The sequence below is a fragment of the Streptomyces thermocarboxydovorans genome, assembly GCF_039524635.1.
In the GTDB taxonomy this organism is placed as follows: domain Bacteria; phylum Actinomycetota; class Actinomycetes; order Streptomycetales; family Streptomycetaceae; genus Streptomyces; species Streptomyces thermocarboxydovorans.
This window is the reverse complement of record NZ_BAAAGU010000003.1, coordinates 92,102-108,647: the sequence shown is the minus strand read 5'-3', so window position 1 is coordinate 108,647 and position 16,546 is coordinate 92,102. Positions and strand designations below refer to the sequence as shown.

Below are 16,546 nucleotides of genomic sequence, written 5' to 3'. Positions count from 1 at the left end.
CGCACCGGTCTCCGCTGTCCCGTACACCCATCCCTGTCCGGCCTGGCAGGATAAGGGCGACGTGTGAAGGGCTACGGGGAGCGGGAGCGGCTGATGGCCAGGGGTGGCGACACCGTCGTACTGAAGGACGTCCTCGACATCAAGGAAGATGTCTACGCCGGCGATTTCAAGGTCGAACTCTCCCAGGGGTTCACAGGGAAGTCCGCGGGGCGGGTCGAGGAGTACGTCGTCACGCCACAGCTCCAGGAGCAGTTCCGCAAGGCGCTCAGCCTCGTGCGCGGCGCCATCCGCAAGAACACGTCGTACGCGGCCTACCTGCACGGCTCCTTCGGCGCCGGTAAGAGCCACTTCCTGACCGTGCTGCACGCCGTCCTCAACGGCGACCCGTCGGTGCGGGCCAAACCGCGGCTGCGCGAGGTCGTCGCCGAGCACGACGAGTGGCTGCGCGGCAAGCGGTTCCTGATGGTGCCGTACCACCTCGTCGGCGCCGCCAACCTGGACGAGGCGCTGCTCGGCGGGTACGTGCGGGCGGTGCGCGAGCGTCACCCGGAGGCGCCCACACCGACCGTGTTCCGCTCCGACGCACTGCTCGCCGACGCCCGGCGGCTGCGGGAGCAGCTCGGCGACGACGCGTTCGTGCGGCTGCTGCCCGCGGACTCCGGCGGCGGGGACGACGACGGCGAACTGAAGGTGATCGGCGCCGGCGGCTCGTGGACGTCCGGGGAGCTGGACGACGCGTTCGCCGCGCCCGCCGACGACCGGCGGCGTGAGCGGCTGGTGGCCGGGCTGCTGAGCGGGCCGATGCGATCGTACGCGGAGAGCGCACACGGTGACGCGGCCAAGTACGTGCCGCTGGAGACCGGGCTCGCCGTGATGAGCCGGCACGCCCGCACGCTCGGCTACGACGGTGTCGTGCTGTTCCTCGACGAGCTGGTGCTGTGGCTGCAGGCCAACATGCGGGACCGGACCTTCGTCAACAGCGAGATCCAGAAACTGGTGAAGCTGATCGAGTCCGGCGACGCGGCCCGGCCCGTGCCGATCGTGTCGTTCATCTCGCGCCAGCGCGACCTGTCCCAGCTCGTCGGTTCCGACGTGCTCGGCTCCGACGTCAAGGCGATGGAGCAGGCTCTCGAGTACCTCAACGAGCGGTTCGAGATCGTCGACCTGGAGGACCGCAACCTGCCGGAGATCATCAAGGAGCGGGTGCTGAAGCCGCTGCCCGGCAAGGAGTCGGCGCTGGAGGCCGCCTTCGCGGGCATCGACCGCTCCAACCAGCAGGTCAAGGACATCCTGCTGGACGGCGGGGGTGCCACCCACGCCGACTGGAACGACTTCCGGGCCGTGTACCCGCTGTCCCCGGCCCTGCTCAACGTGCTCGTGGCGCTCTCCGGCGCCCTCCAGCGAGAGCGCACCGGCCTCAAGCTCGTCCAGCAGCTGCTGGAGCGGAACGCCGAGGCGGCGGTCGGGCGGCTCATCCCGCTCGGCGATCTGTGGGACGTCCTCCTCAGCGGCACCAAAACCGCCTTCACGGACAAGCTGAAGCGCGAGTCCGAGGCCGCGGTGAAGTTCTACACCAAGGCCCGCGCCCACCTGCTCGACAAGTACGGCTCGGACGACCACGCCGACTTCCAGGCCGACGACCGGTTCGTCAAGACGCTCCTGCTCGGTGCGCTCGCTCCCGACGTGCCCGCGCTGCGGCGACTGACCGGCGCGCGGCTGGCCGCCCTCAACCACGGTTCGGTGCGCTCGCGGACCGTTCCGGCCGGTGACGTGGTCGTACGGCGCATGCGGGATCTTCAGGCGGCGTTTCCGTCCGAGGTGCGCTCGGACGGCGAGGCCGATCCCGTGTTCTCGCTGCACCTGTCCGACCTGGACATCGAACCGCTGCTCGACGCCGTCGCCGAGGAGGACAGGGCGGGCGTGCGGCGGGTCTGGCTGCGTGACCGGCTGTGGGAGGCGATCGGGGTCCGCGACGGGCAGTTCGTCGCCGAGAAGGAGATCGTCTGGCGCGGTACGCGACGGGTGGCCGAGTTCGTCTTCGGCAACGTACGGGACCGAGCCGACCTGCCCGACGAGCAGTTCAGCCCCGCCACCCCCGGCAATGTGCGGTTCGTCGTGGACTACCCCTTCGACGACGGCGACCACTACCCGAGCGACGACTTCCACCGGGTGGAGGAGCTGAAGAAGAGCGGCGTCACCGCGCCGACCCTGGTGTGGCTCACCGACTTCTTCTCCGACCAGCGCAAGGCACAGCTCGGCCGGCTCATGCGGATCAACTTCCTGCTGGAGCGCGACCGGCTCGCCGACTACACCGGCACCTTCCCGCCCGACGACCGGGCCAAGGTGCGGCGGCAGCTGGAGGTGGCCCGCGACACGCTCACCGACCAGCTCAAGGGAGCGCTCGCCGAGGTGTACGGACTGGCCGGGCGCACCGACGCCAATCCGGGTCCGGAGGTGCCCGACGGACGGCACGTGCTGTCCCTGCAGCCGGAGTTCTCCCAGCCCCGTGAGGAGGGCGGCAAGAGCTTCGAGGCGAACGTGCAGCATCTGGCCGACGGCATGTTCTCCGCGTTGTATCCCAAGCACCCGGACTTCGGGCCGGACGCCAAGGGGCAGCACAAGGCGGTGACGGCCGGAGAACTGCGCACCACCCTGGAGTGGATCACTCGCGCGATGGACGAGGGCGGACGTGCCCAGAACGTCGACAGCCACCACCTGAAGACGGTCAAGCGGATCGTGGAGCCGCTGGAACTCGGCACGGTCCACGACGGGCCGCTCGTCATGCGGCAGGACTGGCGCACCCGGATCAACCAGGCGGCCGCCGCACACAAGCAGCGCGGCGACCTCGCCGTCGAGGACATCCGCAGCTGGATCACCAAGGACCTCGGGTACGGCGGCCTCGACAAGCTGACCGGCAACCTCCTCATCGCCGCCTACGCGCTGCTCGACGACCGTGCCTGGGCCTACCAGGGCGGGCCGGAACGGCAGGCGCCCGCCCTGCACGAGATCGGGCCCGGCTGGTCGCTGCGCGCACAGCCGCTGCCCAGCGAGGACGAGTACGCGGCGGCCAGGGAACGGGCGGCCCGCCTGTTCGGTGTCTCCGCCAAGCCCGCCCTGTACGCGCGCAACGTCAACCGGCTCGCCGACGACGTCCGCAGCAAGGCAGAAGCCTGGGAGAAGGACGTGGCCGGCGTCCGTGCCTCCCTGGAACGGCATGCCGCCCTGCTCGGACTCGACAAGCCCGGCGAGGCCGCAGCCACCCGCCCGTCGATCCTGCGGGAGGCAGCCGCCCTGCTGGCCCGGCTGACCCGGCACGGCAGCGACGCGACCGCTCTCGTGCGGGAGCTGGCCTCCGCCTCGTTCACGGCGCCCGAACGCGACCTGAGCACCGCCATGGGCAGCGCGGGTGAGGTGCTGCGCGCGCTGGACGACGCGGCCTGGCCGGCGCTCACCAACGTGCGCGGCCTGGTCAGCCGAGAGGACGGGGTGGGCGACCGTGCACGGCGGCTCTTCGACGAGATCGCCCTCGCTGCGCGGGCCTCCGAGTTCGAGCGGTCGCTGGTGCCGGTGCTCGCGGAGGCCGGGGAGAAGGCGAACGCGATCATCAACGCGGCACTGTCGGTGGAGAACGCGTTCACGCCACGGCACGAACCTGCTCCGGGAGCGCAGGACGTACGGGTCACGGAACCCGAGGTGGCTACGCACCATCCGAGGGAACGGACCGAGGCGCCTTCGCCGGCCGTGCCCGCACCTGCCGAGCCGTTCGTGCAGCCAGAGGCCCAGGCCAACACCCGCACGCCCGCGGAACGGCAGCGCTCTGCCCGACGCCGGGTAGTCGCCGCCACAGGAACCACACCCGTGGAGGAGCAGCTCGCCGGTGAGCTGGCCGGATTCGGCGAGGACATCCGCACCTTCCTGGCCGCCCACCCAGGGGTCGCTGTGGAGATCAGCTGGCAACCGGTCGGGGACGACACGGCCGCCGCGGAGCCCGAGGACACCGAGGAGGCCCGCTGATGGGCGTACGGCCCGCCGCCGGGCGGCGTGCCATCGAAGTTTTGTTGCAGGCCGAGCTGGCCGGAGCCGACGAGCGTCGGCTGGTGCTGGTGGACGCCGTGTGGGCGGGCAGCGACGCCGAACGCGAGTTCACCCTTCAGGTGGAGGGCCGGGCGCGCCGTGTGCGCGTCACCGACCAGGACTCGCCCCTGGGCATCGCCGAGGCCTGGCAGCATCACCAGGCGGAGGCCGACGGCGACACCGTCCTCGTCGTCACAGGCAGCGTTCCCGCCGACCAACTCGGCTGGGACGTACGCGGTCACGCCGTGCGCCGCCGCCCGCTGACGGTGGAACGAGCCGACATCGTCAAGCAGCTCTTCGGCGTCGGCGACCTCGACACGCGCATGGTCCGCGAGGCCTGGCTCCTGGACGCGCTGCTGGAAGCAGAACCGCCGGGCGGCTGGCCGCGCGTGGGATCCGTCCTCACCCGCGACCGCGCCCTGCGGGCCCTGCTCGCCGTCCGGGTCGGGCTCGGTGACAGCCGTGACGAGTCGCTGGACCTGGACGCCGACACCCTCTTCGACTGGAGCCGCTCCTCCGCCGGGCCGAGGCGATTCGCCGAGCTGCCCGAGCCGGAGCGTGCGGGGCTGACCGCCTGGCTGGCGCAGGTGGCCGGTCCCTCGGCCCCCACCCTCCTCGCCCTCGCCACCGACGGACGCGGCGAGGACGCCCTCCCGCTGGGTGCGCTCGCCGCCGCCGCGCTCTCCTGCCCGGCCGCCGCCGACGCAGGATTCGCGCTCGGCACCCTCTTCGGCCGGGCACTCGGCTCGTTCGACGCGCTGACGCCGTACGCCGCGGCCGCCACCGGCGTACTGACGCGGTGGATCGCACAGGCGGAAGCGGGCGGGGCGTCCGGAGCCGAGGCCCGGGCCCGAGTGCTGTCCGTGCTGGAACGCGCCGACCAGCTCGCCGCGACCGCCCGGCTCACTGATCTGCTCGCCGGTGACCGGCTGCTGCCCTCCGGCTACCGGGCGCGCCTGCGGGCCGTGGCCGGCGCCCTCGACGGGCGGCCCGCCGCCGCGCGGGCCGCCCTGCGGTCCCTGGAGGACCACCAACTGCACGCCCTGCACGCGGACTCCACCGAACGCGCCCGCACGGCCGTCCGCCTGCTGCGCTGGCTCGACGCCCCGCCTCCCGAGCCGGAGTCGGTCGGGCAGGCGGTGCGCCACCACCTCGAGTCCACCGGCTGGGTGGACCTGGCGGTGGGGATACTCGCCGAGGGTGACGCCTTGCACGACGGCGACGTCTCCGGCGCGTACCACCGGCTGATCAACCGGGTCCGCGAACGGCGCCGCCGTCTCGACGAACGGTTCGCCGCCCTTCTCGCCACCTGGACGGAGAGCGCGTGCCAGCAGGCGCCGAACGGAGCCCTGCTGATCGAGGACGTGCTGGCGGAGGCGGCAGCGCCCCTCGCTCGTGACGGCGGGCGCCCCCTCATCCTGGTCCTGGACGGGATGAGTGCCGACGTCGCCGTCGAACTCGCCGCCGGACTCGACCGGCGAGCCTGGACCGAGATCGTGCCCGCCGCTGCGGCGGGCCGCCGGGCCGCCCGGCTCGCTGCCGTGGCCATGCTGCCCACCCTCACGCACGTGAGCCGTGCCTCACTGCTTTCCGGCGCCCATGCAGAGGGAGGGCAGGACGTCGAACGCGCGGGATTCACCGCCTTCTGGAAGAAGCGGCACCGGGACGCGGTCCTCTTCCACAAAGGCGGCTACGAGGGGACGGCCGGGCACCGGCTCGCGCCCGAACTGCTGGGCGCGCTGGCCGACGACCGCGCGGTGGTCGGAGTGATCGTCAACACCATCGACGATGCGCTCGCCGACGGCCGGGACAACGGACGCGCCCGCTGGCGTCTAGACGACATCGCCAGACTGACCGACCTGTTCGACGCCGCGCTCGGCGCCGGCCGGCCCGTACTACTGGTCTCCGATCACGGGCACGTGCTGGACCGTGGCCCTCGCAGCACCGGCCCCGCTGCGGCCGAAGGCGTGCAAGGAGCGCGCTGGCGCACCGGCCCGGCCGGGCCCGGCGAGGTCGAACTGTCCGGCCCGCGCGTACTCACCGCCGGCGGACGGATCACCGCCGCGTGGCGCGACGACCTGCGGTACACCGCCCGCCAGGCCGGTTACCACGGAGGGGCCGCGCTCGCCGAAGTGACGGTGCCGGTCCTGGCGTTCGTGCCGTCCGGCAGCGAGATCCCGTCCGGCTGGACGGCCCTCCCCGCGGAGAACACCGCCCCTGACTGGTGGACCAGCGGTCAGGAAACCCCGCGAGCGACCGCGCCTGCTCCGGTGTCCCGCGGCAAGGAAACGCGGAAACAGCAACCCCAGTCCGAAGGGCTCTTCCCGCAGCCCGGACACGGCACGCCCGGCGAGCGGACCGTGCGCAGCAAGGCGTACGAGGCGCAACGCGAGTTCGTGCGGAACGCACCGAGCAACGCCGCGGTGGCTGCCGCGCTCGACGCCCTGCTGGGCGCCGGCGGCAAGCTGTCCCCGGCCGCCGTGGCCGCTGCCGCGCAGGCCGCCACCGGCAGGTCGGAACGCAACCCGCAGCGGTTCGTCACCATGCTCGAACGGCTCCTCAACATCGACGGCTACCCCGTGCTGCAGCTGATCGAATCGGGCCGCACCGTTCACCTCGAGAGGGAGCTGCTGCGGCAGCAGTTCCCGGAAGGCAACGCACCGTGACCACTCCGCCCCCACCCCCGGCCGGTGTCACCGGGATCAGCGCCGCCCGCGCCCGGGACGTCATCGACGCGCTGCGCCGCGGCACCGTACCGCAGCAGGGTCTCGGCCTGTTCGCCGTCGGCCTGGACCGGTTCGCCGACGCGCTGGAGGACGACCTCACCACGGTGGCCCGCGGCGGTTCCGCCTTCCACGCGCTCCGCGGCGAATACGGCTCCGGCAAGACGTTCTTCGCCCGCTGGCTCGCCGAGCGCGCCAAACGGCGGGGGCTTGCCGTGAGCGAGGTGCAGATCTCCGAGACGGAGACACCTCTGCACCGCCTGGAGACGGTCTACCGGCGGCTCACGGAACGGCTGGCCACGGCCACGCATCCGCCGTCCGCGCTGCGCGCGGTGATCGACTCCTGGTTCTACGCGCTGGAGGAGGAGGTCCTCGCCGCGGGCGAGGCGGACGAGGACGACGAGGCCGCTCTCGGCCGCGCCGTCGACGACCTGCTGGAGGCGCGGCTCGCCGAGGTGGCGCGCACCACGCCCGCCTTCTCGGCAGCGCTGCGGGGCTACCGGGCGGCAGTCGCCGACGGCGACGGGGCCCGGGCCGAGGCCCTGATCGCGTGGCTGGGCGGTCAGAAGTCTGTGGCAGCCTCCGCCAAGCGGGCCGCCGGCGTTCGCGGTGATCTCGACCATTTCGCGGCGCTCGGCTTCCTTCAGGGACTGCTGACGGTCCTGCGCGACTGCGGACATCCAGGGCTGCTGCTCGTCCTGGACGAGGTGGAGACGCTGCAGCGGGTGCGCGGTGACGTACGGGAGAAGTCCCTGAACGCATTGCGCCAGTTGCTGGACGAGATCGACGCGGGCCGGTTCCCCGGACTGTTCCTCGTCATCACCGGCACTCCGGCCTTCTACGACGGACAGCAGGGCGTACAGCGTCTGGCACCGCTCGCCCAGCGGCTGGCCACGGACTTCACCACGGACCCTCGGTTCGACTCCCCCCGCGCGGTCCAGCTGCGCCTGCCCGGCTTCGACCTTGCGTCCCTCGGTGAATTGGGCCGCAAGGTACGAAGTGTGTATGAAGCCACCGCCCGCAACCCCGAGCGGATCGCCGGACGCGCCGATGACGCCTACCTCGACGAGCTGGCCCGCGCGGTCACCGGCACTCTGGGCGGCAAGGCCGGGATCGCGCCCCGGCTGTACCTGCGCAAGCTGGTCGCCGATGTTCTCGACCGGATCGACACGTTCGAGGAGTTCGACCCCCGCGTCCACTACAAGCTGACGGTGAACACCGCAGAACTGGACGAGGTGGAACGCAACGCGGCCGCGAGTGCCGGGGACGTGGACCTGGAGCTGCCATGAGCGCCGACGCGCTGGACCTGCTCGACCCGATCCTCACCCACCACATTGTGAACACGCTCGGCTGGCGGTCCCTGCGGCCCCTGCAGCAGGAAGCCATCGGCCCATTGCTGTCCGGCCATGACGCCGTGCTCCTCGCGCCCACCGCCGGCGGCAAGACCGAGGCAGCCGCCTTCCCTCTGCTCACCCGGGCCCAGCGGCAGGGGTGGAAAGGTACGGGCATCCTGTACGTCACGCCTCTCAAGGCGCTGCTGAACAACCTGCACCCGAGGTTGGAGACCTACACGGGCTGGGTGGGCAGGACAGCTGAGCTGTGGCACGGTGACATCGCGACGAGCAGACGCCGACGCATCCTGACGCAGCGGCCGGATCTGCTGCTCACCACGCCGGAGTCGCTGGAAGCGATGCTGGTCAGTACCCATGTGGACCACCGGGCGTTCTTCTCCGGCCTGCACAGTGTCGTAGTGGACGAGGTGCACGCCTTCGCGGGTGACGACCGGGGCTGGCATCTGCTCGCCGTACTCGAACGGCTCCAGCGGATCGCCGAGCGCCCGGTGCAGCGCATCGGTCTGTCCGCCACGGTGGGAAACCCGGCCGAACTGCTCGACTGGCTCCAGGGGTCAGGGCGAGGAAAGCGGCCGGGCCACGTCATCGCACCCGGCGTGCCCCTTCCGGCCGTCGGCGGGCGGGCGGCCTCCGCGGTCCCGCCTCCCGGCGACATCGAACTGGACTACGTCGGCTCGATCGCCAATGCCGCGACGGTCGTGGCGGCCCTGCACCAGGGCGAGAAACGGCTGGTGTTCTGCGAAAGCCGGCGAACCGTCGAAGAGCTGGGCGAACAGCTACGGCTCCGCGGCGTCACCACCTTCCTTTCCCACGCCTCACTCTCTGCCGACGAACGGCGACGCGCCGAGCAGGCCTTCGCCGAAGCGCGGGACTGCGTGATCGTGTCGACCAGCACCCTCGAACTCGGCATCGACGTGGGAGATCTCGACCGCGTCATTCAGCTGAACGCGCCCGCCACCGTGGCGTCCTTCCTCCAGCGCCTCGGCCGTACCGGGCGCCGGCCCGGCACCCGCCGCAACTGCCTGTTTCTCGCCGTGGACGACGCGGGATTCCTGGCAGCCGCTGCCCTGTTGCTGGCCTGGTCACGCGGTTGGGTGGAACCGGTGACCGCGCCCCCTGACCCGCGCCACCTCGTGGCCCAGCAACTCCTGGCCCTGTGCCTGCAGGAACACCGAGTCGGCGAGAACCTGTGGGCCGAGTGGTGGGGCGGCCTCGAGCCGTTCGGGCGAGCCGCCGAGCCGGTGGTCCAGCATCTTGTGGAACAGGGCTATCTGGACCGTGACGGGGGCACTCTGTTCATCGGGCCCGAGGCCGAACGGCGCTTCGGACACCGGCATTTCATGAACCTGACGGCGTCGTTCACCGCACCGCCGGAGTTCACCGTGCTCAGCGGGCGCAAAGAGATCGGCCGTACGGACCCGGACCTGCTGACCGAGGAAGTCGAAGGTCCCCGCAAATTGCTGCTCGCCGGCCGGAGCTGGCTGGTCACCTATATCGACTGGCGGCGCCGCCGCTGCTTCGTGGAACCGGTCGACGAGGGCGGGCGGGCCAAGTGGAGCGGCTTCGGACAGGACCGCGTGCGCTCCCACACCCTCACTCGTGCCGCCCGGGAAATCCTTCTGGGCACCGATCCGCCCGTGATCCTCACCCGGCGTGCGCAGGCGAAGCTGACCGAGGCGCGGGACACGCACCGGGACGTAGTCCACCCTGCCGGGACGGTCATCACGCGCCGGGGCGACAGCGACATCCGCTGGTGGACCTGGGGCGGACACCGGGCGAACGCCACGCTGGCCGCGTCGCTCTCCTCTGTGGTCCTGCCGCACCGGATCATCGACGACCGCTTCATCCGGTTGCGCGACGATGTGACGCCGCAGACCTGGCGAGCCGCCGTGACGGATGCCGGAACGGGTCTGACCCTCCCCGAGGTGGACGTGCGGGCGGTACGAGGCCTGAAGTTCTCCGAGGCGCTCCCTCAACGAGTCGCACAGGCCACTCTGGCCGCACGCCTGGCGGACACGGAGGCAGCTCGCGCTCTCCTCGCGGAGCCGGTCCGGTTCCTTGCACGCGGTTAGGACGTGTCGCGCCGGAAACGACGAACGCCTGGCGCGGCTTCGCCGCGCCTCGGAGCTCACCGGAATCTCGTCCGGCATCGTGCTGATCAGCCTGCCCGGCCACACCCGCGGGCACGCCGCAGTCGCCGTGAACGCAGGCGACCACTGGGTGCTGCACGTCGGGGATGCGTTCTATCACCGCGGGCAGGTCGACGGCAGCAAGGCGCCGAAGCCGTGGCTCCAGATCGAACGCGTCGTCGCCCACGACCGGCGCGCCGTGCAGGCCAACCACGAGCGGCTCTCCGAGCTGTGGCGGGCCGCCGACCAGGACCTCGTGCTGGTCAACGCACACGGTCCGGATCTCTTCGCCGTGGCCCGTGCCGGCACGGGCTCGGCAGAGGGGCAGCGGTAGCCGGCCTGGCAGGGCTCACGCGAGCTGTGGGCCGGGCGCCCCGGTGGGAGGATGGTGCTGACACATCCGGAACCAGGGGGGCCGGAAAGGTGGGCACCATGACCTTCGTACAGCTCATCGACTGCAAGACGAGTCGGCTGGAGGAGATGGACCGGCTCCTGGACAAGTGGGTCGAGCAGACCAAGGGCAAGCGGACGGCGACGCACGCGATGGTCGGCAAGGACCACTCGGACGCCACGCATGTCGTCGAGATCGTGGAGTTCCCGTCGTACGAGGAGGCGATGCGCAATTCCGGGCTGCCGGAGACGGACCGGATCTTCCAGGAGATGGTGGCGCTCTGCGAGGAGACGCCGACATTCACCGACCTCGACGTGGTGCGGGACGCGCAGCTCAACGCGGACGCGGCGCGACGGTTCTTCGAGGTGCTGCAGAGCGAGGGCGATCTGTCGCCGATGGCCGGGCTGTTCGCCGAGCACTACCACGACCATGATCCCGCCAATGAGCAGGACATCATCGGGCTGGACCACTTCCGGCGCGAGATGGACGTCTGGCGCGGCGGCTTCGACTTCACGATGCGGATCGAGGACCAGATCGCCGAGGGCGACCGGGTCTGCACCCGGTGGTCCTGGGACGCGACGCACAAGGGCGAGTTCCTCGGCATCCCGCCCACCGGCAAGAAGGTCTCCATGACCGGCACGACCATCTTCCGCTTCGACAGCCACGGCAAGATCGCCGAGGGATGGTGGCAGTACGACCGCCTGGGCCTGATGGCCCGACTGGGAGCCCTGGAACCAACGGAGTTGTAGAGGAGACGGTCGTCGGCGGGCGAGCGGGGCTCAACTCATCGAGTCCCGCTCCCGCAAGGGGGTGCCTTTCCGCCGCCCTCAGCGATCGCGCCGGATCAGCGAGGCGTACTCCCCGAACTCCGGGACAGGTTCCCAGTTCTTGGAAACGTCAATGCCGTACCGGCTCTCGGTGGTCCCCTCCCCGCCCTCCTCGACCATGCGCTGCACCACGCCCTCGGTGGTGAATTCGTAGGTTTCGACACTTTCCGCGTCCGCGTATCCGCCGCGCTCCTGGGAGGATCCGTAGCCGTACACGCTGGCCGATTCCAGGAACAGGGACCCGTCTATCAGGGTGAACTCGTAGACGATCGCGTCGCGGCCGTACTCATCCATGAAGACGACCACGACGTAGCCGTCCTCCAGCTGCATTTCCACACGCACTTCCGGCGCAGCGCCTTCCTTGGGGGAAGCGACGGCGGTGTACTGCTCACCGGATGCGTGCCGGGCCCTCGCCTGTTCAGGCGTGAGCGGCTCCATGGGGGTCTCCAGGAGCGGGTTCCATTCCTCACAGTAGGTCCAGATCATGGTTGATCTCAGCCCGTACCCTTCTGCAGTCGATAGACATTACCCTGCACATCCTTGATCTCTATCCGACGGCGAGCTGCCTCCCTGAGTGCCCATTCAGGCACAGGTCGGGATTGAACAGGAACCTCCAGCACATACTTGCCCTGTAGGCGCGTTCCGATCAGTTGCGGAAACTGCGCGCGCGCCTTGGGCGTGTCGGCAATCCTTACACCTCTCCTATATTTCTGCCTGATCTCGTTCAAGTACTTTCTGAAAGTGTCCGGAGCGATCTCGGCTATCTGCGTGTGCTTGCGCGAGACTATTTCCTTTTTGGGTAAGTACGAGTCGAGTCGTTTACCATTCGCAAGGTCAATCTCATTAGCCGGGTAACGATGCCAATTTGCCTTGTTGAAATTTTGCCCCTCATTCCATTGGTCACGTAGCCACTGTGGAACGCTTCTGCGAGGGCCACCGCCCGTTCCGCCCGCCCCCGAACCCCCCGCGCCGACTGCGAGCAGCACAACCCCTGCGATCCCGAGGGCACCCGCGTATAGGGCGGCTGGGGCTGTGATCGCACCGACTGCACCGCCTCCGGCCAGCGCAAAGCCGGTGGGTGGGAACAGGGCCAGCAGGGAGAGCAGGAGAAGAGCGAAGCCGAGGTATACGAAGAATGTGTCCAGCGCCTCGAGCAGATGCAGGGTCTCGATACTTCTGCCGTCGGGGCCGGCCGACCCGAGTCCCCGCCACAGCAGGAAGGTTCCTGCCGTGGCCGCTCCTGCCGCGGTGCCGCAGCGGAAGCGATGTGTGGCCAGCAACTCCGCCACGGGCTGGGACGAAGCCTGCCGCCAGACCCGTAACAGGACGATCAGCTGGTAAGCGATCCAGGCGAGGGCGGCGATGGCGAACCCCATGAGGATCGTCGGCCCCTGCCCCGTCGTGAAGTACTCCTGGAGACCAGCGGTGGAGGTGAACGAGCCGACGCCCAGGAACACCAGCGACGGCAGCATGAGGAGACACGGAATCAGCCGGAGCCACCACGCTCGGGAAGTGCGAGACCTGCGCCTTCCCCTCAGCCAGGCACGGATGTTGACCGACCGCCAGGCCGCCTGGTTGTCGGAAGCGTCCATGCGCGCAGTGATTCCCGTGAGGATGGAACCGAGTTCGCTGGCGGCAGGGTCGTGCGGCGCGACGGCTGCGGCGTACAGCAGTGACCGCCGCAGCTCGACGTAACGAAGGACGATCAGCAGCGTCCACGGCAGGCGCCAGGCCGCGTATCGCAGCAGGGCTGCCGCGCTGTCACCATCAGCGCGTTCGGAGGAGAGCAGGACGGCCGGCACCACACGTTTGCCCTGTTGGAGGCGCCGCACATCGACGGCCATGGCGAGGGCCATACACACCAGCGGCCACGCCCAGACCGTCCCATTCAGAAGGGCTCTGCGGCGGGGTGCGGGTGCGGCGGAATCTGGCGAGGCCCGTGGTGTCGCCGAGGCCGAAGGAGACGGCGACGGCGTGGGCCATGACGGCGTCCAGGGGGTCGGAGCCGGCGAGATCGACGGTGGCGAGCGGGAGCAGTACGTCGCCGGGCGCGGCGGGAGTGGGGCGGCGCGGCGGGCGGGTGAGCAGGGCGACGCGGTGGCCGTCGCGCTCCAGCCAGGAGCTGATGGCGTTCTCGCGGCCCAGCGTCCACTGCCGGTCGGGCAGCTGGATCCCGACCCGGCTCTTGGACTTGCGGAGCTTCTTCTGCAGGACGAGCCGGGCGGTGACGTCACCGACGGTCATGACCAGGCCGGCGCCCGGTGCGGACCGGTCGCCGAGGAAGCCGTGGGGTGCCCTGAGGCGGACGGCGGGGGCCTGCGGGCCCCAGACGTCCACGCGGACCAGGCGCCGGTCCACCGCGACGGCCACCGGTCCGGCGGGGCCGGGGGCGTAGCGGCGCGCCATCCACAGCGGTACGCCTTCCACGCGGGCCCGGCCGGCCAGGGCGCTCACCTGCTCGGCGCCGCCGCAGCGGCGGACGGCGAGTTCACCGAGGGCGCGGGCGAATTCGGCTGCCCGGCGCACCTTCCAGGGTTTGGTGGTGCCGGTGATGCGGGTGACGGGGACGATGCCGGGACCCTGCGGCAGGTGGTCCAGGGGGCGTTCGGTGCCGCAGCCGCCGAGCCAGCTGCCGCGCAGGTAGGCCTCGGCCATGGCGGCGAGGTTCAGTTCGTGGAGAGGGGTGGTCCGGCCGCCCTTGCGCAGGCCGTCCTCGGTGAGCTGCACGGTCCGGGCGAATGGATTCCGGGAGCGTTCCGAGTAGAGCGTGTGGTGCATGGCCCCTCCCCCTCTGGCCGATCTCTTCTCCCGCGCAGCCACCCGACGAGCCGCCCAACGATAGGTCGCTGGTGCGTGGTCCGGCGGTTCCATGATCGGCGGACGGCACCGCGGGCACGGCGAAGGCCCGGCACCCAGCACAGGGATGCTGGGTGCCGGGCCTTCTGCGAGCGTGTGGCTCAGTGGGCGTGGCCGTGGCCGTGGCCCGCGGCGGCCGGCTCCTCCTCTTCCTTCTTCTCGACGACCAGGGTCTCGGTCGTCAGAAGCAGGGAGGCGATGGAGGCGGCGTTCTCCAGGGCGGAGCGGGTGACCTTGACCGGGTCGATGACGCCGGCCTTGATCAGGTCGCCGTACTCGCCGGTGGCGGCGTTGTAGCCGCTGCCCTTCTCGAGCTCGGCCACCTTGGAGACGATCACGTAGCCCTCGAGGCCGGCGTTCTCGGCGATCCAGCGCAGCGGCTCGACGACGGCGTTGCGGACGACCGCGACACCGGTGGCCTCGTCACCGGACTTGCCGAGGTTGTTCTCCAGGACCTTGGCGGCGTGGACCAGCGCGGAGCCACCACCGGAGACGATGCCCTCCTCGACCGCGGCGCGGGTCGCGGAGATGGCGTCCTCCAGACGGTGCTTGCGCTCCTTCAGCTCGACCTCGGTGGCGGCACCCACGCGGATGACGCACACGCCGCCGGCCAGCTTGGCGAGACGCTCCTGCAGCTTCTCGCGGTCCCAGTCGGAGTCGGTGGTCTCGATCTCCGCCTTGATCTGGGCGACGCGGCCCTCGACGTCCTCCTTCTTGCCGGCGCCGTCGACGATCGTGGTCTCGTCCTTGGTGACGGTGACGCGGCGGGCGGAGCCGAGCACGTCCAGGCCGACCTGGTCGAGCTTGAGGCCGACCTCCTCGGAGACCACGGTGGCGCCGGTGAGGACGGCCATGTCCTGCAGCATCGCCTTGCGGCGGTCACCGAAGCCGGGCGCCTTGACGGCGACGGCGTTGAAGGTGCCGCGGATCTTGTTGACGACCAGGGTGGACAGCGCCTCGCCCTCGACGTCCTCGGCGATGATCAGCAGCGGCTTGGAGGAGTTGGCCTGGATGACCTTCTCCAGCAGCGGCAGCAGGTCGGCGATGGCGGAGATCTTGCCCTGGTGGATGAGGATGTACGGGTCGTCCAGGACGGCCTCCATGCGCTCCTGGTCCGTCACGAAGTACGGCGACAGGTAGCCCTTGTCGAAGGCCATGCCCTCGGTGAAGTCCAGCTCCAGACCGAAGGTGTTGGACTCCTCGACGGTGATGACACCGTCCTTGCCGACCTTGTCCATCGCCTCGGCGATCAGCTCGCCGACCTGCTGGTCCTGGGCGGACAGCGCGGCGACGGCGGCGATGTCGGACTTCTCGTCGATCGGGCGGGCGGAGGCCAGCAGGTCCTCGGACACGGCCGCCACGGCCGCGTCGATGCCCTTCTTCAGCGCTGCCGGGGAAGCGCCGGCGGCGACGTTCTTCAGCCCCTCACGGATCAGGGCCTGGGCGAGCACGGTGGCGGTGGTCGTACCGTCACCCGCGATGTCGTTGGTCTTGGTCGCCACCTCCTTCACCAGCTGCGCGCCGAGGTTCTCGTACGGGTCCTCGATCTCCACCTCGCGGGCGATCGTGACACCGTCGTTGGTGATGGTGGGGGCGCCGAACTTCTTGTCGATGACGACGTTGCGGCCCTTGGGGCCGATCGTCACCTTCACCGTGTCGGCAAGCTTGTTGACGCCGCGCTCGAGGGCGCGACGGGCGTCCTCGTCGAACTTCAGGATCTTCGCCATGGCAGCGGGAGCCCTCTCGGAATTCTGGGTGAAATCACTGCGCCCCGGGCGCCCGGCTTCTTATGGGATGCGGGGGCCAGGGGCGCAGTCGAGCAAAGGTGCGTCGAGGTGATTACTTCTCGACGATCGCGAGGACGTCGCGGGCCGAGAGAACGAGGTACTCCTCGTTGTTGTACTTCACCTCGGTGCCGCCGTACTTGCTGTAGAGCACGACATCACCGACCTTGACGTCGAGCTCGATGCGCTTACCGTCCTCGTAGCGGCCCGGGCCCACGGCCAGGACGACGCCCTCCTGGGGCTTCTCCTTGGCGGTGTCCGGAATGACCAGGCCAGAGGCCGTGGTCTGCTCGGCGTCCAGCGGCTGGACCACGATGCGGTCCTCGAGCGGCTTGATGGCAACCTTGGAGCTGGCGGTCGTCACGATCCGACCTCCCCCTTCGGAGATCTCACGGGGTTAACTGTCTGAG

At 70.4% G+C, this 16,546-nt stretch carries 11 protein-coding genes; 6 read left to right on the top strand and 5 right to left on the bottom strand.

Features of this window, described 5'->3' with window-relative positions; all coding sequences use genetic code 11:
- Nucleotides 1-63 precede the first annotated feature (63 nt).
- The 6 genes from ABD198_RS02280 (at nt 64) to ABD198_RS02255 (ending at nt 11,418) form a co-directional block, all read left to right on the top strand.
- Complete coding sequence (locus tag ABD198_RS02280; protein WP_343997569.1) at nt 64-4,014, top strand: BREX-2 system ATPase PglY family protein; 3,951 nt, start codon at nt 64-66, stop codon at nt 4,012-4,014.
- A complete protein-coding gene (gene pglZ / locus ABD198_RS02275; protein WP_343997568.1) occupies nt 4,014-6,740 on the top strand; it encodes a BREX-2 system phosphatase PglZ in 2,727 nt (908 codons plus the stop codon). The genes ABD198_RS02280 and pglZ overlap by 1 nt, the downstream gene beginning before the upstream one ends.
- Nucleotides 6,737-8,086 carry a BREX system ATP-binding protein BrxD gene (gene brxD / locus ABD198_RS02270; RefSeq protein ID WP_343997567.1) on the top strand — a complete coding sequence of 450 codons (1,350 nt, stop codon included), beginning with the start codon at nt 6,737-6,739 and terminating at the stop codon, nt 8,084-8,086. Before pglZ ends, brxD begins: the two co-directional genes overlap by 4 nt.
- Nucleotides 8,083-10,221 (top strand): DEAD/DEAH box helicase, encoded by a 2,139-nt coding sequence (locus ABD198_RS02265; protein ID WP_343997566.1) that lies wholly within the window; start codon nt 8,083-8,085, stop codon nt 10,219-10,221. Before brxD ends, ABD198_RS02265 begins: the two co-directional genes overlap by 4 nt.
- 79 nt (nt 10,222-10,300) lie before the next feature.
- On the top strand, nt 10,301-10,612 hold the full coding sequence (locus ABD198_RS02260) for an MBL fold metallo-hydrolase (RefSeq protein ID WP_343997565.1): 312 nt from the start codon (nt 10,301-10,303) through the stop codon (nt 10,610-10,612).
- Between the two features lie 98 nt (nt 10,613-10,710).
- A complete protein-coding gene (locus tag ABD198_RS02255; protein WP_343997564.1) occupies nt 10,711-11,418 on the top strand; it encodes an ester cyclase in 708 nt (235 codons plus the stop codon).
- Between the two features lie 78 nt (nt 11,419-11,496).
- Here ABD198_RS02255 and ABD198_RS02250 read toward each other — a convergent pair whose 3' ends face one another.
- The 5 genes from ABD198_RS02250 to groES all read right to left on the bottom strand — a co-directional run bounded on the left by ABD198_RS02250 (nt 11,497) and on the right by groES (nt 16,500).
- The gene (locus tag ABD198_RS02250; RefSeq protein ID WP_343997563.1) at nt 11,497-11,934 is read right to left on the bottom strand and encodes a hypothetical protein; all 438 of its coding nucleotides are present in this window, start codon (nt 11,932-11,934) and stop codon (nt 11,497-11,499) included.
- Nucleotides 11,935-11,990: 56 nt separating this feature from the next.
- Nucleotides 11,991-13,340, bottom strand: coding sequence for a hypothetical protein (locus ABD198_RS02245; protein ID WP_343997562.1), 1,350 nt, complete (start codon nt 13,338-13,340; stop codon nt 11,991-11,993).
- A complete protein-coding gene (locus tag ABD198_RS02240; protein WP_343997561.1) occupies nt 13,264-14,274 on the bottom strand; it encodes a hypothetical protein in 1,011 nt (336 codons plus the stop codon). The genes ABD198_RS02245 and ABD198_RS02240 overlap by 77 nt, the downstream gene beginning before the upstream one ends.
- A 179-nt stretch (nt 14,275-14,453) precedes the next feature.
- Nucleotides 14,454-16,079, bottom strand: a complete 1,626-nt coding sequence (gene groL / locus ABD198_RS02235) for a chaperonin GroEL (RefSeq protein ID WP_343997560.1) — start codon at nt 16,077-16,079, stop codon at nt 14,454-14,456.
- 112 nt (nt 16,080-16,191) lie between these two features.
- Nucleotides 16,192-16,500 (bottom strand): co-chaperone GroES, encoded by a 309-nt coding sequence (gene groES, locus ABD198_RS02230; protein ID WP_167991189.1) that lies wholly within the window; start codon nt 16,498-16,500, stop codon nt 16,192-16,194.
- Nucleotides 16,501-16,546 lie beyond the last annotated feature (46 nt).